The sequence below is a fragment of the Polaromonas sp. YR568 genome (assembly GCF_943369675.1).
Lineage (GTDB): Bacteria > Pseudomonadota > Gammaproteobacteria > Burkholderiales > Burkholderiaceae_C > Polaromonas.
This window is the reverse complement of sequence record NZ_CALROB020000014.1, coordinates 55,973-76,691: the sequence shown is the minus strand read 5'-3', so window position 1 is coordinate 76,691 and position 20,719 is coordinate 55,973. Positions and strand designations below refer to the sequence as shown.

Here is a 20,719-nt window from a genome sequence, read left to right as displayed (position 1 = left end):
ACGGCTTCCTATAATCTGCCCACACTTAACGTCTGGACCGCCTCTTGTCTGCCAATTCTTCAAGCACCGCCGCAGCCCTTGCCCTGATTGCCGATGACATGCGCGGGATGGACGCAGTGATTGAGCGCCGCCTGAAGTCCGAAGTGCCGCTGGTCAGCCAGGTTTCCGGCTATATCGTGGCGGCAGGCGGCAAAAGGCTGCGTCCGGCCCTGTTGCTGCTGATGTGCGGCGCGCTGGGGTACCGCGGCGAGCAGCGCTATAACCTCGCGGCTGTCGTTGAGTTCATTCACACGGCGACCCTGCTGCATGACGATGTGGTGGACGAATCCACCTTGCGCCGCGGCCGGGCGACCGCCAATGAGGCATTCGGCAATCCCGCAAGCGTACTGGTTGGCGATTTCCTGTATTCCCGTGCCTTTCAGATGATGGTGGAGGCAGGGGATATGCGCGTCATGCAAACGCTGGCGGAAGCCACCAACGTGATCGCCGAAGGGGAGGTGCTGCAGCTCATGAATATGCATGACGCGGCGCTCTCCGAGGACGGCTACCTGCGCGTGATTCGTTCCAAAACGGCCAAGCTGTTCGAGGCCAGCGCCCGCCTGGCGGCCCTGCTGGCGCAGTCGCCGCCTGCCATCGAGCAAAGCTGCGCCGATTATGGGCAGGCGTTGGGTACGGCGTTCCAGGTGATCGACGATGTGCTCGATTACGACGGGGATGTGTCGGAAATGGGTAAAAACCTGGGCGATGACTTGCGGGAGGGCAAGGCAACACTTCCGCTCATCATTGCGATGCAGCGCGGCAGCGAGGCGGAGCGGGCCACCATCCGGCAGGCGATTGAAACAGGCGGTACCGACCAGATGGCGCAGATCATTGAGATCGTGCAGCACACGGGAGCGTTGCGGGCCACCCGGGACGCCGCAGCCGTGGAGGCGCAGCGGGCGCTGAATGCCTTGCAGATATTGCCGCAAAACATTTACAGTAATGCCTTGACGCAGCTGGCCTCCCAATTGCTGGAGAGGCGATCCTGATGAGCTGCGCGACGGCGGGGTGTAGCTTAGCCTGGTAGAGCGCTACGTTCGGGACGTAGAGGCCGGAGGTTCGAATCCTCTCACCCCGACCAAGCCTTTTTTATCGTAAGTGTGCGTTTCTTCGCATAGTTCCAACGCCGCCCGGGCCCTGCGGGTGTTTTCGATTTACACCCGCGAATCTATGGGCGATGATACCCATTTGAGCTAATCCCCGAGAACCATGGCCGCTGTCGACACCGCTATCAACCCCCCGCCTACCATGGCCTTGCCCGGCTTGGGGCGTGCCTTGGTGATAGCCGGTAAATTAGGTCAAAAGGCCGCAGAAGACATTTTTCGCAAGGCCCAAACCGGCCGCACCAGTTTTATCGCCGAACTGACGGGGTCCGGCGCGGTATCCGCGTTCGACTTGGCCCACACCATGTCCACGGCATTTGCCGCCCCCCTGCTGGACCTGGAAGCTATCGACGTACAGCGCTTGCCCAAGGGGTTGCTAGACAACAAGATTTGTGCGACCTACCGCATTGTTGTGCTCAGCAAGCGCAACAACCGCTTGATAGTCGCCACAGCCGACCCTTCCGACCAGGAGGCTGCGGAAAAAATCAAGTTCTCCACCCAGATGGGGGTGGATTGGGTCATCGCCGAATACGACAAGCTTTCGAAACTGGTGGAGGCATCCAATACCACGGCCTCCGAGGCCATGGAAAGCATCATCGGTGATGACTTTGAGTTTGATGAAGCCAGCACCGACGCATCGACCGAGGATAGCGATACCAGCGTTTCCGAGGTGGAAGACGCGCCGGTCGTTAAATTCCTGCAGAAAATGCTGCTCGACGCCTTCAGCATGCGGGCTTCCGACCTGCATTTCGAGCCGTTCGAACATACCTACCGCGTGCGTTTCCGGGTGGACGGCGAATTGCGCGAAATCGCGTCGCCGCCGGTGGCCATCAAAGAGAAGCTGGCGGCTCGCATCAAAGTTATTTCCAAGCTGGATATCTCCGAGAAGCGCGTACCGCAAGACGGCAAGATGAAGCTCAAGATCGGCCCGGACCGCGTCATCGATTTTCGGGTCAGCACCTTGCCAACCATGTATGGCGAAAAAATCGTCATTCGTATCCTGGATCCGAGCAGCGCCAAGCTGGGCATTGATGCGCTGGGCTACGAGCCCGTTGAAAAAGAGCGATTGCTGGCGGCCATCCAGCGTCCCTACGGCATGGTGCTCGTGACCGGTCCCACCGGCTCCGGAAAGACCGTGTCGCTCTATACCTGCCTGAACATCCTCAACAAGCCGGGTGTCAACATTGCGACGGCCGAGGATCCCGCCGAAATCACCTTGCCTGGCGTCAACCAGGTCAGCATGAACGACAAGGCCGGCATGACCTTTTCGGTCGCGCTGAAGGCGTTTTTGCGGCAGGATCCCGACATCATCATGGTCGGTGAGATTCGGGATCTTGAAACCGCCGACATCGCGATCAAGGCCGCGCAGACCGGTCACATGGTCATGTCGACGCTGCATACCAACGATGCGCCGACGACACTGACGCGTATGCGCAACATGGGTATCGCGCCCTTTAATATTGCCTCCAGCGTCATCCTGATCACCGCCCAGCGCCTGGCGCGGCGCCTGTGCCTCAACTGCAAAGCCCCTACGGATATCCCTCGCGAGACCCTGCTGGACGCCGGATTCAAGGAAGAGGATGTCGACGGTTCCTGGACGCCCTACAGGCCGGTTGGCTGCTCGATGTGCACGAATGGTTACAAAGGCCGGGTCGGTGTTTATCAGGTCATGCCCATTTCCGAGGAAATTCAGCGTATCGTCCTTCGCGACGGCAGCGCGATGGACATTGCGGCCCAGGCGGAAGCCGAGGGCGTCAGGAGCCTGCGGCAATCGGGGCTGTCCAAAGTTAAACTTGGCCTGACCTCGCTGGAGGAGATTCTGGGGTGCACCAATGTTTAAGCCGGTGTGCTTAAAAGCCGGAACAGGGCGGCGTGACGGTGGCGACGGGGCGGTCTGAGGCTGTCCATACAACGAGAAGGCATCATGGCAACTGCAGCATCCAAGGGCATCAAGGAATTTGTTTTCGAGTGGGAAGGCAAGGACAGGGGCGGAAAACAGATCCGCGGCGAAATCCGCGCTTCCGGTGAAAACCAGGTCAAGTCTTCGTTGCGCCGGCAAGGTGTTTTGCCCGTCAAGATTCGCAAACGCAAGATGCGCTCCGGCAAGTCCATCAAGCCCAAGGACATTGCCATTTTCACCCGCCAGCTGGCCACCATGATGAAGGCCGGCGTGCCGTTGCTGCAATCCTTTGACATCGTGGGCCGCGGCAATCCCAACGGCAGCGTGACGAAACTGCTCAATGACGTGCGCACCGATGTGGAAACCGGAACGTCACTGAGTGCCGCGTTTCGCAAATACCCGCTGTATTTCAATGCGCTCTACTGCAACCTGATTGAGGCAGGCGAGGCCGCCGGTATTCTGGAATCCCTGCTGGACCGCCTGGCGGTCTACATGGAGAAGACCGAGGCGATCAAATCGAAAATCAAGTCGGCCCTGATGTACCCCATCTCGGTGATGGTCGTCGCCTTCGTGGTGGTCGCCGTTATCATGATTTTTGTGATTCCGGCTTTCAAAACCGTGTTCTCCTCTTTCGGTGCGGACCTGCCCGGCCCCACCCTGGTCGTCATCGCGATCAGCGAGGTCTTTGTGGCCTATTGGTGGCTGATTTTCGGCGGCATCGGAGGGGGAATTTATTTTTTCCTCCAGGCCTGGAAGCGCAATGAGCGGATGCAGAAAGTCATGGACAGGGTACTGCTCAAGATACCCGTGTTTGGCGCCCTGATCGAGAAATCCTGCATAGCCCGCTGGACGCGCACGCTTGCCACCATGTTTGCCGCTGGCGTGCCTTTGGTGGAAGCGCTGGACTCCGTGGGCGGCGCATCGGGCAATTCTCTGTATGCCGACGCCACTACAAAAATCCAGCAGGAAGTCTCCACGGGGACCAGCCTGACGGCAGCCATGGGCAATGCCAACCTGTTCCCCACCATGGTGCTGCAGATGTGCGCCATCGGCGAAGAATCCGGCTCCATCGACCACATGCTGGGCAAGGCTGCCGATTTTTATGAAGCCGAGGTCGATGAGATGGTGGCGGGCCTTTCAAGCTTGATGGAGCCCATCATCATCGTGATCCTGGGCACCCTCATTGGCGGGATCGTGGTCTCCATGTACCTGCCCATCTTCAAGCTGGGCTCCGTCGTTTAATGGAGCCTGGTCTGGGGCCGGCGCTGGATGCGCTGCTCGCCGGTATTTTCGGGCTGCTGATCGGCAGCTTTCTCAACGTCGTCATCTACCGCCTGCCCAAGATCATGGAACGGCAGTGGGCGCAGGAATGCGCGGAACTGACCGGAAACTCCCCCGGGCCCACCGAAAAATTCAACCTGCTGGTTCCGCGTTCGCGCTGCTCCAGTTGCGGCCACGTCATACGCTGGTATGAAAACATTCCGGTGGCCAGCTACCTGTTCCTGCGAGGCAAGTGCTCAGTGTGCGGCACCCCCTACGGTGTGCGCTACCCGATCGTGGAAGCGGTAACGGGCGCCCTGTTCTTTTTTTGCGCGTGGCGCTGGGGCTGGTCGCTGACCGCGCTGGCCTGGTGCGGGTTTTCCGCCGCGCTGCTGGCGCTGGCCCTCATTGACTGGGACACGACCCTGCTGCCGGACGACATCACCTTGCCTTTGCTGTGGGCCGGCTTGATCGTCGCCTCCCTGCAATGGAATCCCCTGGTCAGCTTGACGGCGGCATTGTGGGGCGCGGTTGCCGGCTACCTGTCCCTGTGGCTGGTCTACTGGGCGTTCAAGCTGGTGACCGGCAAGGACGGCATGGGCTATGGTGACTTCAAGCTGTTCGCAGCGCTTGGCGCCTGGTTCGGCTGGGCGGCGCTGGTGCCTATGATCCTGATGGCCTCCGTGATCGGCGCCGTGATCGGCATTGCGATGAAATTTTCCAGCGGTTTGCGCGAAGGCGGTTATGTCCCCTTCGGCCCTTTCCTGGCGGGGGCGGGATTTACGGCCATGGTGTTCGGGCCTCAGTCGATTTTGCGGTTCGTGGGCTTGTGATGCCATGGGCGGTGCAGTCTTGCGCATCGGACTGACCGGCGGTATAGGCAGCGGGAAAAGCACGGTTGCCCGCACCCTGGTGGCGTGCGGCGCAACGCTGGTGGACGCCGATGCGATTTCCCGCGCGGTCACGGCCGCCGGCGGGGCCGCCGTGAAGGAAATCGCTGCGCAATTCGGGGGCCAGTTCGTCACGCCCGATGGCGCCATGGACCGGGAGATGATGCGGCAACTGGCATTTACCGATGCGTCCGCCAGGCGGCGGCTGGAGTCCATCGTCCATCCCCTCGTGAGCCAGGAAACCATACGGCAATACGGACAGGCTGTCGGCGCCGGCAGCGCGTGCGTGGTATTTGATATCCCCTTGCTGGTGGAGTCCGGTCGCTGGCGGCAGCAGGTGGACCAGGTGCTGGTCGTGGACTGCAACGAAGCTACCCAGGTCAGCCGGGTCATGGCCCGCAATGGCTGGCCCCGGGAGGCCGTGGAGAAAGTCATCGCCGGGCAGGCCAGCCGCGCGCAGCGCCTGTCGGCGGCCGATCTGTGCCTGTACAACGATGGTTTGCCGCTGGACGCCCTGGATCTCCAGGTGCGGCGGTTGGCCGCTCGCTTCGGGCTATGATGCGCAAACAAACCTCCTCATTGAAGCCGACGAAAATATAGCGCTGTGATCCTTTACGAGTATCCTTTCCACGAACGCATACGCACTTATTTGCGACTTGAACACCTGTTCCGCCGCCTTGGCGAACTGGTGGAGCGGGAGAGCCCGACGGATCACCACTACGCGATCACGACCATCTTTGAAATCATGGACGTGGGCGCGCGGGCGGACCTGAAGACCGACGTCCTCAAGGACCTCGAAAAACAAAAACATGTCCTCAACGGCTACCGCGGCAATCCGGCCATTTCCGAAGCCGTGCTTGACGAGGTGACCGGCCAGCTTGAGGGGTGTTTTTCGGCCTTGAACGGCCTGCCGGGCAAGGCCGGCCAGTCCCTGACAGAAAACGATTGGCTTATGAGCATTCGCAGCCGAGTCGGCATCCCCGGCGGAACCTGCGAATTCGACCTGCCGGCCTACTATGCGTGGCAACACCTGCAAACCGGCGTGCGCCAGCAAGACCTGCAACGCTGGATCACGCCGCTGGTGCCGCTGGCCGAGTCCATACGCGTGCTGCTGACGCTGCTGCGTGATTCCGGCGCCCCGCAAAAAGTGGTGGCGCCGGCCGGGCAATACCAGCAGACACTGCCGCAAGGGCGCACTTTCCAGCTCCTGCGCCTCAGGATTGATCCCGCCTTGGGCCTGATCCCGGAAATCAGCGGCAACCGCCTGATCGTGTCCGTGCGCCTCATGCGCCACGGCAGCGACGACAGGCTGCATGCCAGCACCGAAGACTCGGCCTTTGAGCTGACGCTTTGCTCCTGATCCCCGGGCGCCGCCGACTGCTGGCCATCCCATCCGTTTGATCCCTCAGACCTGTCCTGAAACATGCCTGCGATGAAAAAAGATTCCCCACCCGTCAAGCTGGTCGTATGTCCCGGCTGCGGCGGCGAGAGCGTTTACGCGCCCAGCAACCCGTTTCGCCCATTCTGCAGTGAGCGCTGCAAAAATATCGACCTGGGCGCCTGGGCTAGCGAAGGTTTTCGTTTGCCCGCGGATGCGCCACTCGATGACGAGGTGTTCGGCGACCCGAAGCGCCAATAAAATTTGACGGATCACGCGGTGTCACCCGCGTTTTGGTGTGAGTAAAAAAAGAGGGGAGAGAAAAATGGACAGAAAGTCTTTGATGGGTCACGTGGTGGCCGTGGTCATGATGGCCGCCTTGGCGGCAAGCAATACCCAGGCGCAAACCCAGCCGGCGCCGGAGGGCGACAAGCCCGCCAAATCAAAATCGAAAAAAACCGCCAAATCCGGCGCTGCCAGCGGGAGCGGAAAAGTCACGTTTATCCCCGGATCCGGCGAAACGCCCGCCCAGCGCACCGCGAGGCTCAAGCGCGAATGCAAGGGGGGTGTGGACGCGGGCGCGTGCTCGGGCTACACACGCTGATTGGCTTTTAAAAAGCGCGATCCACCGGATGCGCGCTTTAGCCTTCAACCCTCAGGCTGCGGGCGTTCCCAGCACCTGCTGGAGTTCGCCGCTTTGGTACATCTCCATCATGATGTCCGAGCCGCCTATGAATTCCCCCTTCACGTACAGCTGGGGGATGGTGGGCCAGTTGCTGAATTCCTTGATGCCGTGGCGGATTTCCTCGTCTTCCAGCACGTTCACGGTGGCCGGCTTGTTCACGCCGCAGGCCTTGAGCACCTGGATGGCGCGGCCCGAAAAACCGCACATCGGGAACTGGGCCGTACCCTTCATGAAAAGGACCACGTCGCTGGATTTGACGATTTCGGCGATGCGTTGCTGGGTGGGGTCTGTGCTGCTCATGGTGAAATCCTTTGAAATCCGGGGTAAAGGCTTGCTGCCCATGCCAGGCTCCTGATTGCCGAAGCCGGGCTACTCAATTAGATGGAATCTGGAAACCAGAATTCAACCGGCTGATTATCCCGCCGTTTGAAATCCCGCGCCGATTCCCTGCCCGCCCGGCCACAGCCCGCCGGAGCATCGCGCGATGCCGGCCAGGTCCAGCCGGCTCTGGACCTGCACAAAGCCCTCCTGTGCAAGCAGGGCGCACACCGCTTCGGCCTGGTCATAGCCATGCTCCAGCAGCAGCCAGCCGCCCGCAAGCAGATGTCCTGGCGCTTGCCGGACGATCTCCCGGATGTCGTCCAGGCCGTCCTCGCCGGCCGCCAGGGCGGTCAGCGGCTCATAGGCCAAGGCTTCCAGGTGGGGGTCGGCGCTGGCGATATAGGGCGGATTGCTGAGGATCAAGTGAAAGTGTTCGCCAACTTCTTTCAGCCAGTGGCTCTGGATGAAGTCCAGGCTCAAGCCCAAACGGCCGGCATTGTCACGGGCTACGTCCAGCGCATCCGCACTCGCATCTACCGCCACAACCCTGGCTTGGTGGGCGGTCGCTCGCAGGCTGTACGCGATGGCCAGCGCGATGGCACCGCTGCCCGTGCCCAGGTCCAGCACGGCGGGCTTCGGAGGCATCGCCGGGGCTTTCAAACATTCGAGCGCCCAGTCCACCAGGGTTTCCGTGTCGGGCCGCGGCACCAGCACACGGGCGTCCACCTGCAGCGTGAGGCCAAAAAACTCCTTGCTGCCGACGATATAGGCCAGGGGTTCACCGGCCGCCCGGCGTGCGCACATGGCGCGGAAATCTTCGGCGGGTTTTTCCGGCAAAACATCGGTGTCATGCGCCAACAGCCAGGCCCGCGCGTCACCGGGCTTGCCCAGCGCGTGCAGCAGCAGGAGCTGGGCGTCCAGCCGGTCCAATCCCTGGGCCTGGGCGGCGGCCAGGGCGTGCGCGCATGTGGGTGGATTCATGGCCGGGAAGCGGTGAAGGCTCACAGCCCGCTGTTCGTGGCTTCCAGCTCGGCGAGCTGTTCGGCGCCGCGCGCCACCTGCAGTGCGGTGATCACGTCGCTCAGGTCGCCTTCCATGATGGCCAGCAGCTTGTAGAGCGTCAGGTTGATGCGGTGGTCGGTCAGGCGCCCCTGCGGGAAGTTGTAGGTGCGGATGCGGTCGCTGCGGTCACCCGTGCCGACCAGGCCCTTGCGCATGGCCGCGTCCTTGGCGGCGCGCTCGGCGCGGTCTTTTTCATGGATGCGGGCCGTCAGCACCTTGAGCGCCTGGGCCTTGTTGCTGTGCTGGCTGCGGCCTTCCTGGCACTCGGCGACGATGCCGGTCGGGATGTGCGTGATGCGCACGGCCGAGTCGGTCTTGTTGATGTGCTGGCCGCCGGCGCCGCTGGCGCGATAGGTGTCTATGCGCAGGTCCGCCGGGTTGATCTGGATGGCCACGGCTTCGTCCGGCTCTGGCATCACGGCCACGGTGCAGGCGCTGGTGTGGATGCGGCCCTGGGTTTCGGTGGCCGGCACACGCTGAACCCGGTGGCCGCCCGATTCAAAGCGCAGCTTGCCGTAGACGCCCACGCCCATGGAATCGGCGGTGCCCTCGATGCGCAACACCACTTCCTTGTAGCCGCCCAGTTCGCTGGGCGACTCGCTGATGATCTCGACCTGCCAGCGGTTGCGCTCGGCAAAGCGGGTGTACATGCGGAACAGGTCGCCCGCGAACAGCGCCGACTCGTCGCCGCCGGTGCCGGCGCGGATTTCCACAAAAGCCGGCCGCAGGTCGTCCGGGTCCTTGGGGATCAGCATCAATTGCAGGGCTTCGTCGATCCGCGCGATGTCGGCCTTGGCCGCGTCGATCTCTTCCTCGGCCATGGCGGCCATCTCGGGGTCGTCTTTCGCGTCGGCCAGCATGCTTTCAGCGCCGGCCAGGTCGGCCTCGCGGCCGGTCAGCCGCGTGTACTGCTCGGCGAGCACGCTGGCTTCGGCATGTTCCCGGGTCAGCGCGCGAAAGCGGTCCAGGTCGCTGACCACGTCGCTGGCCGACAGCAGCGCGTCCAGCTCATGCAGCCGCAGAAGCTGGCGGTCCAGGGTTTGGCGAAGAAAGGGTTTCATGAAAGAGGGGCTGGAAAAGCCGAAAAGGGTGCCGCGAGGCCGTCGACAAGGACGCCGGCAGGCGCCGGCGGGAGAAGTCAGCGCTGAGTGGGCGCTAACGCTCTTTGTCGTCGGGCTTGATTTTGGGCGGCTGGCCGCGCAAGAACAGCCGGGAGACCGTCTGCGCCGTGGCTTCGCGGCTGCTGGCATCGCCCGCATGCAGCTCGGCCAGTGTGCCGTGCAGCATTTTCTGGGTCAGGCCGCGTGTCAGCGCATCCAGTACGGTGTCTATGGGTTCGCCCCGGGCCAGCAGTTTTTTGGCCCGCACGATTTCAGCGGCGCGCCACTCGTCGGTCTGTGCATTGAGCTGCTGGATCAGCGGCACGCTGCGGCGCTGGCCCAGCCAGTGCATGAAGTTCTGCACGCCGGCGTCGATGATGACCTCGGCCTGCGCCACGGCGGCCTTGCGGCTGTCCTTGCCGGTCTGCACCACGTGCGCCAGGTCGTCCACCGTGTAGAGGTAGATGTCCGGCAGGGCTTTCACTTCGGGTTCGATGTCGCGCGGCACGGCCAGGTCGACCATGAACATGGGGCGGTGCTTGCGCAGCTTGACGGCGCGCTCGACCGCGCCCAGGCCGATGATGGGCAGCGTGCTGGCGGTGCAGCTGATCACCGCGTCGAATTCGTGCAGGCGGCTGGGCAAATCGGCCAGGCGCATGACTTCGGCGCCGAAGCGGCCGGCCAGCTTTTCGCCGCGCTCCAGCGTGCGGTTGGCAATAGCCATGGCCTTGGGATTCTTGGCGGCGAAGTGGGTGGCCGCCAGGTCGATCATTTCGCCGGCGCCGACAAACAGCACCTTGATGTCGCTCAAATCTTCAAACAGCTGTCCGGCCAGGCGGACGCTGGCGGCCGCCATGCTGATGCTATGGGCGCCGATCTCGGTGCTGCTGCGCACCTCCTTGGCCACGGCGAAGGAGCGCTGGAACAACTGGTGCAGCGTGGTGCCCATGGCACCGGCGACTTCGGCGGCGCGCACCGCGTCTTTCATCTGGCCCAGGATTTGCGGCTCGCCCAGCACCATGGAGTCGAGCCCGCTGGCCACGCGGAAGGCGTGGCGGGCGACCTGGTCGCCCTGCAGCGTGTAGGCATGCGAGCGCAGCAGGGCCGGCGAGACGCCGCCGTTGTGCGCCAGCCACTCCAGCGTGTGGTCCATGTCCTTGTTGTCGCCGGCGCCGTAGATTTCGGTGCGGTTGCAGGTCGAGAGCAGGGTGGCCTCGGGCTGGCGGGCCAGCGAGGCGCGCAGGCCCCGCAAAGTGGGCTCGACCTGGTCGAGGGCGTAGGCAAAACGTCCACGCAAATCGAGGGGTGCGGTGTTATGGTTTAGCCCAAGGGCCCAGACTGACATCCGCCGATTATAAAATTGAAGTGCTCACTCCGGCGGGAAGCCCTGACAATTGCCCTGATAGCCCTTTTTGGGGCTTGTTTTGGCACCTTCCCCGGCGATTTCCCCACCACCCGCACGCGCATGACCTTTTACCTGCTGGCCAATCACCTGCTCAACTTCGTTTTGCCGGCCGCTGCCGTCGCCTTGCTGCTGGTGCTGTCCAGCCGTGTCTTTGGCAGTGTATTCCGGTCCAAAACCCCCATGGCCGCCACCTGGTGGGCGCAGGCATCCATTGTTTTTGCCGCGAATGTGGTGGTGCTGGCCGCCGGCCTGGTGTTTTTCGGCCACGACGGGAAGATGCTGACTTATGCCGCCATGGTGGCCGGTGCGGCGCTTTGCCAGTGGGTCTTGCTGGGCGCGTGGAAGGCGTAAAAGCCTAGTCGGGCTTGAAGACGTTCACGGCGTCCGTGATGATGCCGTCGGTGCCCAGCGCCAGCAGCCTTTGCACATTGGCCTCGTCGTTGACGGTGTAGCTCAGCAACTTGAAGCCGGCCTTTTTGGCCTGCGCCACCGTGTCGGCGCTCCACAGCTTGTGGTTGCAGACAATCGCCACGCAGCCCAGCCGGGTGGCGGTTTCCAGCCAGTTTGCGGGCAACTGGTCGAGTAGCAGGCCGCGCGGCAGCCGCGGCTGGGCGGCCTGGGCGGCTTCCAGTGACAGCGGCTGGAAAGACGTCAGCAGCGGGGGAACGGCCTGGCCCTGCCACAGCCGGGCCGCCTCGTTGGCCACCACGGTGCCGGTATGGCTTTCCGCGCCCGGCGTGGGCTTGATCTCGATGTTCAGGAAATAGCCCTTGTCCAGGCAGAAGCGGGCAATTCGCTCGAAGCTTGCCAAACCTTCGGCGGCAAAGGCCGGCGAATGCCAGGCACCCGCATCCAGCTTCGCCAGTGCCTCCCAGCTCAGCTCGCCGGCCACGCCTTTGCCATTGCTGGTGCGCTCCAGCGTGGCGTCGTGCAGCAAAAACGGGATGCCGTCGGCGCTGAGCTTCACGTCGCACTCAAACATCCGGTAGCCGTGGCTGGCGCCCAGCATGAAAGCGGCCAGGGTGTTTTCGGGGGCCAGCTTGCCCGCGCCGCGGTGCGCCACCCAGCGGGGATAGGGCCAGTTGGTGGCGGATACGGGATTCGTCATGGCGTTCTCAGGAACTGCGGTGATTGAAAAATTACACGCGTTTTCCGGTCTCGGCATCAAACCAGTGCAGACGGTCCGCGCGCGGCGTGACGTGGATGGTCGCGCCGATCTCGGGTGCTATCGACAGGCTTTCGTCGGTGCGCACGATCAGGAATTCATCGCCCATGCGGCAATACACCAGGCGCTCGGCGCCCAGCATTTCAATCGTGTCGACCTGCACGGCCCAGCCGGTGGCGCCGGCCGTCAGGTGTTCGGGCCGTATGCCCAGGATGGCGCCGGGTTTGCCGCCGAAGTCGGCATTGGGCGCCTGCTTGAGCAGGTTCATGGGCGGCGAGCCCATGAAGCTCGCCACAAAGGTGGTGGCGGGGCGGTTGTAAACCTCTTCGGGCGTGCCGAACTGTTCCATACGGCCGGCGTTCATCACCATCATGCGCTGGGCCAGCGTCATGGCCTCGACCTGGTCGTGGGTGACGAACAGCGAGGTGATGCCCAGTTCGCGGTGCAGCTTCTGGATTTCCAGGCGCGTCTGCACGCGCAGTTTTGCGTCCAGGTTGGACAGCGGCTCGTCGAACAGAAACACCTGCGGCTGGCGCACGATGGCGCGGCCCATGGCCACGCGCTGGCGCTGGCCGCCCGAAAGCGCGCGGGGCTTGCGGTCCAGCAGGTGGCCCAGCTCCAGGATCTTGGCGGCCTTGTCGACGCGCGTCTTGATTTCGTCCTTGGGCACCTTGGCGATCTTCAGGCCATAGGCCATGTTGTCGAACACGCTCATGTGCGGGTAGAGCGCGTAGTTCTGGAACACCATGGCGATGTCGCGCTCGGAGGGTTCCAGCTCGTTGACGACCTTGCCGCCTATCGAAATCTGCCCGTCGCTGACCTCCTCCAGCCCGGCCACCATGCGCAGCAGGGTGGATTTGCCGCAGCCCGAGGGCCCGACGATGACGATGAACTCGTGGTCGGCGATTTCGGCGTTCACGCCGTGCAGCACCTGCAGTGCGTCCTTGCCGGAGCCGTAGCGTTTGATGACGTTGTTGAATGAAAGGGATGCCATAGTTGTTGTTCCGTCTTGTCTTGCTTGCGTGTTTCTTTTATTTCTCGGTGTCGACCAGGCCCTTGACGAACCATTTCTGCATCAGCACCACCACCAGGGCGGGCGGCAGCATCGCCAGGATGGCGGTGGCCATGACCACGTTCCATTCATTCTGGCCGTCGCCGCCGGCGATCATGCGCTTGATGCCCACGACGACCGGGTACATGTCCTCGCTGGTTGTGGCCAGCAGCGGCCAGAGGTACTGGTTCCAGCCGTAGATGAACTGGATCACGAAGAGCGCAGCGATCGAGGTCTTGGACAGCGGCAGCAGCACGTCGAAGAAAAAGCGCATGGGGCTGGCGCCGTCCATGCGCGAGGCTTCGGTCAGCTCTTCAGGCACCGTCAGGAAGAACTGGCGGAACAAAAAGGTCGCCGTCGCCGAGGCGATCAGCGGCACCGTCAGGCCCGCATAGGTGTTGAGCATGTTCAGGTCCGACAGCACCTTGTAGGTCGGCAGTATGCGCACCTCCACCGGCAGCATCAGGGTGATGAAGATGGCCCAGAAGCAGGTCTTCTTGAAGGGGAAGCGGAAGTACACGATGGCGAAGGCCGACAGCAGCGAGATCGTGATCTTGCCGATGGCGATCACCATCGCCGTGACGAAGCTGACCCACATCATGTGCGCCACCGGCGCATTGGAGCCGGCCGCGGACTCGCGCCCGAACAGCGCCGCCTTGTAGCTGTCGAGCATGTTGGTGCCCGGCAGCAGCGGCATGGGTGCCTGCACGATTTCCTGTGCCGTGTGGGTCGAGGCTACAAAGGCCAGGTAAAGGGGAAAGGCGACGATGAGGACGCCCAGGATCACGATCACATGGGCGAGGATGCCGTGGGTGCCGCGTTTTTCAACCATGGTGGGCTCCCGTTTTCTTTTCTGGTTTCATCAGTATTGAACCTTTTTCTCGACGTAGCGGAACTGGATGACCGTCAGGGCCACCACGATCACCATCAGCACCACCGACTGCGCGGCCGAGCCGCCCAGGTCCATGGCCTTGAAGCCGTCGTAATACACCTTGTAGACCAGGATGGCGGTGTCCTTGCCGGGGCCGCCCTGGGTGGCCGCGTCGACGATGGCGAAAGTATCGAAGAAGGCGTACACCACATTGATGACCAGCAGGAAGAAGGTCGTCGGCGACAGCAGCGGGAACTGGATGGTCCAGAAGCGGCGCCAGGGTTTCGCGCCGTCGATCGCCGCGGCCTCGATCAGCGACTTGGGAATGGACTGCAGGCCCGCCAGGAAAAACAGGAAGTTGTAGGAAATCTGCTTCCAGACCGACGCCATCACGATCAGCGTCATGGCGTGGCCTGAATCGAGCAGGTGGTTCCAGTTGATGCCTATCTTGCCCAGGGCGTAGGCCACCACGCCCAGCGAGGGCGAGAACATGAAAACCCACAGGACGGCGGCCACGGCCGGGGCCACAGCGTAGGGCAGCACCAGCATCGTTTTGTAGAACATGCCGCCGCGCGTGATGCGGTCGGCAAACACCGCCAGCACCAGCGACAGGCTGATGCCGAGGCCGGCCACCATCACCGAGAAGAAAGCGGTCGTCTTGAAGGACTCCACATAGCTCGGGTCGTCCAGCAACTGCCTGAAATTGGCCAGGCCGACGAACTCGACGGAGGTGCCGAAGGGGTCCTGCTGCTGCAGCGACTGCAGCAAAGCCTGCGCCGCCGGCCAGAAGAAGAACACCAGGATGACCGCCATTTGCGGCAGCAGCAGCAGCCAGGGCAGCCAGCTGGATTTAAAGACAACGCGTTTTTCCATAGGGCCTTCAGTGGGCAGAAACTTGGGGGCGCTTAAACATAAAAACCCGCCTGGCCGTCTCTTGTCTGGAAGAGGGATTCAGGCGGGCCGAGTGTAGCCCGGCGGGCGGGCTTGCTCTGTCTCGTGGGCGATCAGCCGCCTTTGTTGGCCTTCTGGAAGCGCTCAAGCTGCTCGTTGCCGCGCTTGACGATGGACTCCAGCGCTTCCTTGGCGGTCTTTTTGCCGTTCCAGACCTGTTCGAGTTCTTCGTCCTCGATCGCGCGGATCTGCACATAGTTGCCCAGGCGGATGCCGCGGCTCTTGTCGGTGACCTTGCGGATCATCTGCGTGACCGCGACGTCGGTGCCCGGGTTCTGTTTGTAGAAACCCGACTTTTCGGTCAAGTCGTACGACGCCATCGTGACGGGCAGGTAACCGGTGCGCTTGTGGCTGGCCGACTGCACTTCAGGCGTGGAGATGAAGCTGAAGAACTTGGCAACGCCTTTGTATTCGGCCGGCTTTTTGCCCGACATGACCCAGAGGCTGGCGCCGCCGATCACGGTGTTCTGCGGCGCGCCGGGAACGTCCTGGTAGTAAGGCAGCGGGGCCAGGCCATAGGCGAACTTGGCATTCTTGGCCACATTGCCGTAGAAGCCCGAAGACGTATTGATCATGGCGCACTCGCCCGACACGAAGCTGGCTTCCGGCACGTTGCCGCGGCCCTTGTAGACAAAGAGGCCCTGCTTGGCCATGTTGGCCAGGTTCTCGATGTGGCGAATGTGCAGCGGCGAATCCACCTTCAGGCGCGCATCCAGGCCTTGCAGGCCGTTGGCTTTGGTGGCGAATTCGACGTTGTGCCAGGCGGAGAAGCTCTCCACCTGCGTCCAGTTCTGCCAGGCGGTGGTGAAGGGGCACTTGTGGCCGGACGCCTTCAGTTTGGCGGCGGCGTTGACGACCTCAGGCCAGGTGACGGGGGCCTTGTCGGTCGGCAGGCCCGCGGCCTTGAAGGCGTCCTTGTTGAAATAGAAGATGGTGGTGGAGCTGTTGAACGGGAAGCTCAACATCTGGCCGTTCGGCGCGGTGTAGTAGCCGGCCACAGCGGGTATGTAGGCTTTCGGGTCGAACTTTTCACCCGCGTCCTGCATGATCTTGCCGACCGGGACGATGGCGCCCTTGCTGGCCTGCATCGTGGCGGTGCCGACTTCGAACACCTGCAGGATGTGCGGCGCGTTGCCTGCGCGGAAGGCCGCGATGGAAGCCGTCATGGATTCGTCGTAGGTGCCCTTGAAGGTGGGGACGATCTTGTATTCCTTCTGGCTTTCGTTGAACTGCTTGGCCAGGTCGTTGACCCACTCGCCATTCACGGCCGTCATGGAGTGCCACCACTGGATCTCGGTCTGCGCCTGGCTGGCCAAAGGCACGCAAAGGCCTAGGGCCGCAAAAGCAAACGCGGAAAGACGGTTTTTCATCAAAACTCCTGGGAATTGGGCGCGCGCATGGCGCGCCAAGTTAAACGGGACAGTCTAGGAACTGTTTATGACAGACGGATTTAAGCGATTTGAGGCGCTCCCGACAAGCGGGATTTCCATAAGATAACTTAAGATTGCCTTGGGGTCTACGCACACGCCGCCCCAAATGTTGCGCTGCGGTAATATAGGGCAACAGCGCTGGACAAGGGTCTGAAGCCGCTGGCTTTTCACGATGAACGCCCCTACCACACTCCAAGAACTCCATGTCTTTGCCGGCGACGCAAAGGCCGGCGAAGCCCGCATCCGCGAGATTCCCTACAACTACACCTCCTTCTCCGATCGCGAAGTGGTCATACGCCTGCTCGGTGAGCGGGCCTGGGACCTGCTGAACCGCCTTCGCGACGAACGCCGCACCGGCCGCTCCGCGCGCATGCTCTACGAAGTATTGGGCGACGTCTGGGTGGTGCAGCGCAACCCCTATTTGCAGGACGACCTGCTGGACAACCCGAAGCGGCGCAAGCTGTTGGTCGACGCCCTGCAACACCGCCTGACCGAGGTGGAAAAGCGCCGCACACCGGAGGTCGACCCGCAACGCGACGCCATCGTCGGCGAACTGCTGGACGCCGCCCGGGGCGCCGTCGCACGTTTCTACACGTCCTTCAGCGAGATCTACGACCTGCGCCGCCTGGCGGAACGCAAGCTGCGCAAGCTGACCCTCAAAGACAACATCAAGTTCGACGGCCTTTCTCGCGTCTCGCACGTCACCGATGCGACCGACTGGCGCGTCGAATACCCGTTTGTGGTCCTCACGCCCGACACCGAAGTGGAGATGGCCGGCCTGGTCAAGGCCTGCATCGAACTGGGCCTGACCATCGTCCCGCGCGGCGGCGGCACCGGCTACACCGGCGGGGCGATCCCGCTGACCTGGAAGTCGGCCGTCATCAACACCGAAAAGCTCGAGGCCATGACCGAGGTCGAAATGGTCTCGCTGCCGGGCCTTGAAACACCGGTCGCCACCATCTGGACCGAAGCCGGCGTGGTCACGCAGCGCGTGGCCGATGCGGCCGAGCGCGGCGGCTTTGTCTTCGCGGTCGACCCGACCTCCGCCGAGGCCTCCTGCATAGGCGGCAACATCGCGATGAACGCGGGCGGCAAGAAGGCCGTGCTGTGGGGCACGGCGCTTGACAACCTGGCCTCCTGGCGCATGGTCACGCCCGAGGCAACCTGGCTGGAAGTCACGCGCGTGGGCCACAACCTGGGCAAGATCCACGACGCCGACATGGCCAGCTTCGAACTGCAGTACTTCGAGGCCGACGGCAAGACGCCGCTGCGCCGCGAGCGGCTCGACATCCCCGGCAAATCCTTCCGCAAGGAAGGCCTGGGCAAGGACGTCACCGACAAGTTCCTGAGCGGCCTGCCCGGCATCCAGAAGGAGGGCTGCGACGGCCTGATCACCAGCGCGCGCTGGATCGTGCACCGCATGCCGGCGCACACACGCACCGTCTGCATGGAGTTCTTCGGCAACGCCAAGGACGCGGTGCCCAGCATCGTCGAGATCAAGGACTTCATGTTCGCCGAGCAAAAGCGCGGCGGCGCCATCCTGGCGGGCTTGGAGCACCTGGACGACCGTTACCTGCGCGCCGTCGGCTACGCCACCAAGTCCAAGCGCGGCGGCCTGCCCAAGATGGTGCTGATAGGCGACATCGCCGGCGACGACGCCGACGTGGTGGCCCGCGCCACCAGCGAAATCGTGCGGATCGCCAACTCGCGCAGCGGCGAAGGCTTTATCGCCATCAGCGCCGAAGCGCGCAAAAAATTCTGGCTGGACCGCAAGCGCACGGCCGCCATCTCCAAGCACACCAACGCCTTCAAGATCAATGAAGACGTGGTCATCCCGCTGCCGCGCATGGCCGAGTACACCGACGGCATCGAGCAGATCAACATCGAGCTGAGCCTGCGCAACAAGATCAAGCTGTGCGACGAACTGGAAGCTTTCTTCCTCAAGGGCAGCCTGCCATTGGGCAAGTCGGACGACGCCAACGACATCCCGTCGGCTGAGCTGCTTGAGGACCGTGTCGGCCAGGCGCTGGCGCTGGTGGGCGAGGTGCGCGCACTCTGGTCCGGCTGGCTGCAAGGCGTGGCCACCTTGTTCCCGCAACTGCAGGACCATTCGCTGCGCGCCAGCTGGAAGACCCAGATTCGCGCGCCGCTGCAGGCGATCTTCTCGGGCGGCGCGTTCCTGCCCATCCTGGAGGAATGCACGGCCATCCACAAGCGCGTGCTCAAGGGCCGCGTCTGGGCGGCGCTGCACATGCATGCCGGCGACGGCAACGTGCACACCAACCTGCCCGTCAACAGCGACGACTACGAGATGCTGCAGACAGCGCACGAGGCCGTGGCGCGCATCATGGTGCTGGCCCGTTCGCTGGACGGCGTGATTTCCGGCGAACACGGCATCGGTATCACCAAGCTCGAATTCCTGACCGACGAGGAGCTCCGGCCTTTCACCGAATACAAGCAGAAGGTCGACCCGGAAGGGCGCTTCAACAAAGGCAAGCTGCTGCGGAACCAGGGGCACCTTGGCAGGGAGGGGCAGGGCCTGCAGGCCGACCTGACCAACGCCTACACCCCCAGCTTCGGCCTGATGGGGCACGAGTCGCTGATCATGCAGCAGTCCGACATAGGCGCCATCGCCGACAGCGTGAAGGACTGCCTGCGCTGCGGCAAATGCAAGCCGGTGTGCGCCACCCACGTGCCGCGCGCCAACCTGCTGTACAGCCCGCGCAACAAAATCCTGGCGACCTCGCTGCTGGTGGAGGCGTTCCTCTACGAAGAGCAGACCCGGCGCGGCGTGAGCATCAAGCACTGGGAAGAGTTCGAGGACGTGGCCGACCACTGCACGGTCTGCCACAAGTGCCTGACGCCTTGCCCGGTGGACATCGACTTCGGCGAAGTCTCGATGAACATGCGCAACCTGCTGCGCAAGATGGGGCAAAAATCCTTCCGGCCCGGCAACGCCGCCGCGATGATTTTCCTGAACGCGACCAGCCCCCAGACCATCAAATTCATGCGCGGCGCCATGGTGGGCGTGGGCTTCAAGGCCCAGCGCCTGGCCAACGACCTGTTGCGCCGGCTGGCGCGCAAGCAGACGGCCCTGCCGCCGGCCACCGTCGGCAAGTCGCCCGTGAAAGAGCAGGTGATCCATTTCATCAACAAGAAGATGCCGGGCGGCCTGCCCAAGAAGACCGCGCGCGCGCTGCTGGACATCGAGGACAAGGACTACGTCCCCATCATCCGCAACCCGAAAAGCACCACCTCCGAAACCGAAGCCGTGTTCTATTTCCCCGGTTGCGGCTCCGAGCGCCTGTTCAGCCAGGTCGGCCTGGCGACGCAGGCCATGCTCTGGCACGCGGGCGTGCAGACCGTGCTGCCGCCGGGTTACCTGTGCTGCGGCTACCCGCAGCGCGGCAGCGGCCAGTTCGACAAGGCGGAAAAAATCATCACCGACAACCGGGTGCTGTTCCACCGCGTGGCCAACACGCTGAACTACCTGGACATCAAGACCGTGGTGGTCAGCTGCGGCACCTGCTACGACCAGCTGCAGGGCTATGAGTTCGACAAGATATTCCCGGGCTGCCGCATCATCGACATCCACGAATACCTGCTCGAAAAAGGCATCACCCTGCGCACCGACCAGCCCGGCGCGGGCTACCTCTACCACGACCCTTGCCACAGCCCCATGAAGCTGCAGGAGCCCATGAAGACCGTCAAGGCGCTGTTGGGCGACAACGTGCTCAAGAACGAGCGCTGCTGTGGCGAGTCCGGCACGCTGGGCGTCACCCGCCCCGACATCTCCACGCAGATCCGCTTTCGCAAGGAAGAAGAGCTGCGCAAGGGCGAGGCCACCCTGCGGGAATCGGGCGCGGTCGCCGAAAGCGGCAACGTCAAGATACTCACCAGCTGCCCGAGCTGCCTGCAAGGGCTCTCGCGCTACGGCGACGACCTGCAGAACGGCCTGCTCGAGGCCGACTACATCGTCGTGGAGATGGCCAACCAGATCCTCGGCAAGGAGTGGCTGCCGGCCTATGTGGAGGCGGCCAACCACGGCGGCATCGAGCGCGTGCTGGTTTAGGCCGGCTGCGGGCTTCGATGTCAACGGGCTTATTGC

Annotated in this window: 19 protein-coding genes and 1 tRNA gene; 11 read left to right on the top strand and 9 right to left on the bottom strand. The window is 63.1% G+C overall.

All coding sequences use genetic code 11. The annotated features are described in order from the left end of the window. Nucleotides 1-44 precede the first annotated feature (44 nt). The 9 genes from ACLV8F_RS09785 to ACLV8F_RS09745 all read left to right on the top strand — a co-directional run bounded on the left by ACLV8F_RS09785 (nucleotide 45) and on the right by ACLV8F_RS09745 (nucleotide 7,174). Nucleotides 45-1,028: a polyprenyl synthetase family protein gene (locus tag ACLV8F_RS09785; protein WP_411884039.1), complete on the top strand. Its 984-nt coding sequence runs from the start codon at nucleotides 45-47 to the stop codon at nucleotides 1,026-1,028. Nucleotides 1,029-1,043: 15 nt separating this feature from the next. Further along, nucleotides 1,044-1,120: transfer RNA gene (locus ACLV8F_RS09780), tRNA-Pro, on the top strand. A 128-nt stretch (nucleotides 1,121-1,248) separates the two neighbouring features. Further along, nucleotides 1,249-2,982, top strand: a complete 1,734-nt coding sequence (gene pilB / locus ACLV8F_RS09775) for a type IV-A pilus assembly ATPase PilB (RefSeq protein ID WP_411884038.1) — start codon at nucleotides 1,249-1,251, stop codon at nucleotides 2,980-2,982. Nucleotides 2,983-3,066: 84 nt separating this feature from the next. After that, the gene (locus ACLV8F_RS09770) at nucleotides 3,067-4,284 is read left to right on the top strand and encodes a type II secretion system F family protein (RefSeq protein ID WP_411884037.1); all 1,218 of its coding nucleotides are present in this window, start codon (nucleotides 3,067-3,069) and stop codon (nucleotides 4,282-4,284) included. Then, nucleotides 4,284-5,135, top strand: a complete 852-nt coding sequence (locus tag ACLV8F_RS09765) for a prepilin peptidase (RefSeq protein ID WP_411884036.1) — start codon at nucleotides 4,284-4,286, stop codon at nucleotides 5,133-5,135. The genes ACLV8F_RS09770 and ACLV8F_RS09765 overlap by 1 nt, the downstream gene beginning before the upstream one ends. A gap of 4 nt (nucleotides 5,136-5,139) precedes the next feature. Next, on the top strand, nucleotides 5,140-5,751 hold the full coding sequence (gene coaE / locus ACLV8F_RS09760) for a dephospho-CoA kinase (protein WP_411884035.1): 612 nt from the start codon (nucleotides 5,140-5,142) through the stop codon (nucleotides 5,749-5,751). Between the two features lie 45 nt (nucleotides 5,752-5,796). After that, on the top strand, nucleotides 5,797-6,552 hold the full coding sequence (zapD, locus tag ACLV8F_RS09755) for a cell division protein ZapD (protein WP_411884034.1): 756 nt from the start codon (nucleotides 5,797-5,799) through the stop codon (nucleotides 6,550-6,552). Between the two features lie 72 nt (nucleotides 6,553-6,624). Further along, nucleotides 6,625-6,831: a DNA gyrase inhibitor YacG gene (locus ACLV8F_RS09750; RefSeq protein WP_411884033.1), complete on the top strand. Its 207-nt coding sequence runs from the start codon at nucleotides 6,625-6,627 to the stop codon at nucleotides 6,829-6,831. 64 nt (nucleotides 6,832-6,895) lie between these two features. Further along, nucleotides 6,896-7,174: a hypothetical protein gene (locus ACLV8F_RS09745; protein WP_411884032.1), complete on the top strand. Its 279-nt coding sequence runs from the start codon at nucleotides 6,896-6,898 to the stop codon at nucleotides 7,172-7,174. Between the two features lie 51 nt (nucleotides 7,175-7,225). Here the strand turns inward: ACLV8F_RS09745 and grxD are convergent, their stop codons facing one another. From grxD to hemA, 4 genes are all read right to left on the bottom strand, one after another. Continuing rightward, nucleotides 7,226-7,555 carry a Grx4 family monothiol glutaredoxin gene (gene grxD, locus ACLV8F_RS09740; protein WP_411884031.1) on the bottom strand — a complete coding sequence of 110 codons (330 nt, stop codon included), beginning with the start codon at nucleotides 7,553-7,555 and terminating at the stop codon, nucleotides 7,226-7,228. 114 nt (nucleotides 7,556-7,669) lie between these two features. Next, on the bottom strand, nucleotides 7,670-8,557 hold the full coding sequence (prmC, locus tag ACLV8F_RS09735; protein ID WP_411884030.1) for a peptide chain release factor N(5)-glutamine methyltransferase: 888 nt from the start codon (nucleotides 8,555-8,557) through the stop codon (nucleotides 7,670-7,672). 20 nt (nucleotides 8,558-8,577) lie between these two features. Then, entirely contained in the window at nucleotides 8,578-9,699 is a 1,122-nt protein-coding gene (prfA, locus tag ACLV8F_RS09730) for a peptide chain release factor 1 (protein WP_411884029.1), read from the bottom strand. A 94-nt stretch (nucleotides 9,700-9,793) separates the two neighbouring features. Beyond that, on the bottom strand, nucleotides 9,794-11,083 hold the full coding sequence (gene hemA, locus ACLV8F_RS09725) for a glutamyl-tRNA reductase (RefSeq protein WP_411884028.1): 1,290 nt from the start codon (nucleotides 11,081-11,083) through the stop codon (nucleotides 9,794-9,796). A 120-nt stretch (nucleotides 11,084-11,203) separates the two neighbouring features. Here hemA and ACLV8F_RS09720 point away from each other — a divergent pair, with 120 nt between their 5' ends. Further along, nucleotides 11,204-11,494, top strand: coding sequence for a hypothetical protein (locus tag ACLV8F_RS09720; protein WP_411884027.1), 291 nt, complete (start codon nucleotides 11,204-11,206; stop codon nucleotides 11,492-11,494). Nucleotides 11,495-11,498: 4 nt separating this feature from the next. On the opposite strand, the gene ugpQ is transcribed toward ACLV8F_RS09720, so the two are convergent. The 5 genes from ugpQ to ugpB all read right to left on the bottom strand — a co-directional run bounded on the left by ugpQ (nucleotide 11,499) and on the right by ugpB (nucleotide 16,551). Continuing rightward, entirely contained in the window at nucleotides 11,499-12,251 is a 753-nt protein-coding gene (ugpQ, locus tag ACLV8F_RS09715) for a glycerophosphodiester phosphodiesterase (RefSeq protein ID WP_411884026.1), read from the bottom strand. Between the two features lie 31 nt (nucleotides 12,252-12,282). Then, the gene (locus ACLV8F_RS09710; protein ID WP_411884025.1) at nucleotides 12,283-13,302 is read right to left on the bottom strand and encodes a sn-glycerol-3-phosphate import ATP-binding protein UgpC; all 1,020 of its coding nucleotides are present in this window, start codon (nucleotides 13,300-13,302) and stop codon (nucleotides 12,283-12,285) included. A 37-nt stretch (nucleotides 13,303-13,339) separates the two neighbouring features. Then, complete coding sequence (ugpE, locus tag ACLV8F_RS09705) at nucleotides 13,340-14,191, bottom strand: sn-glycerol-3-phosphate ABC transporter permease UgpE (protein WP_411884024.1); 852 nt, start codon at nucleotides 14,189-14,191, stop codon at nucleotides 13,340-13,342. A gap of 30 nt (nucleotides 14,192-14,221) precedes the next feature. After that, nucleotides 14,222-15,103: a sn-glycerol-3-phosphate ABC transporter permease UgpA gene (gene ugpA / locus ACLV8F_RS09700; RefSeq protein ID WP_411877363.1), complete on the bottom strand. Its 882-nt coding sequence runs from the start codon at nucleotides 15,101-15,103 to the stop codon at nucleotides 14,222-14,224. A gap of 131 nt (nucleotides 15,104-15,234) precedes the next feature. Next, nucleotides 15,235-16,551 (bottom strand): sn-glycerol-3-phosphate ABC transporter substrate-binding protein UgpB, encoded by a 1,317-nt coding sequence (gene ugpB / locus ACLV8F_RS09695; protein ID WP_411884023.1) that lies wholly within the window; start codon nucleotides 16,549-16,551, stop codon nucleotides 15,235-15,237. Between the two features lie 232 nt (nucleotides 16,552-16,783). Between ugpB and ACLV8F_RS09690 the strand changes: the two genes are divergently transcribed. Further along, on the top strand, nucleotides 16,784-20,683 hold the full coding sequence (locus ACLV8F_RS09690) for a DUF3683 domain-containing protein (protein WP_411884022.1): 3,900 nt from the start codon (nucleotides 16,784-16,786) through the stop codon (nucleotides 20,681-20,683). The last annotated feature ends 36 nt before the right edge of the window (nucleotides 20,684-20,719 follow it).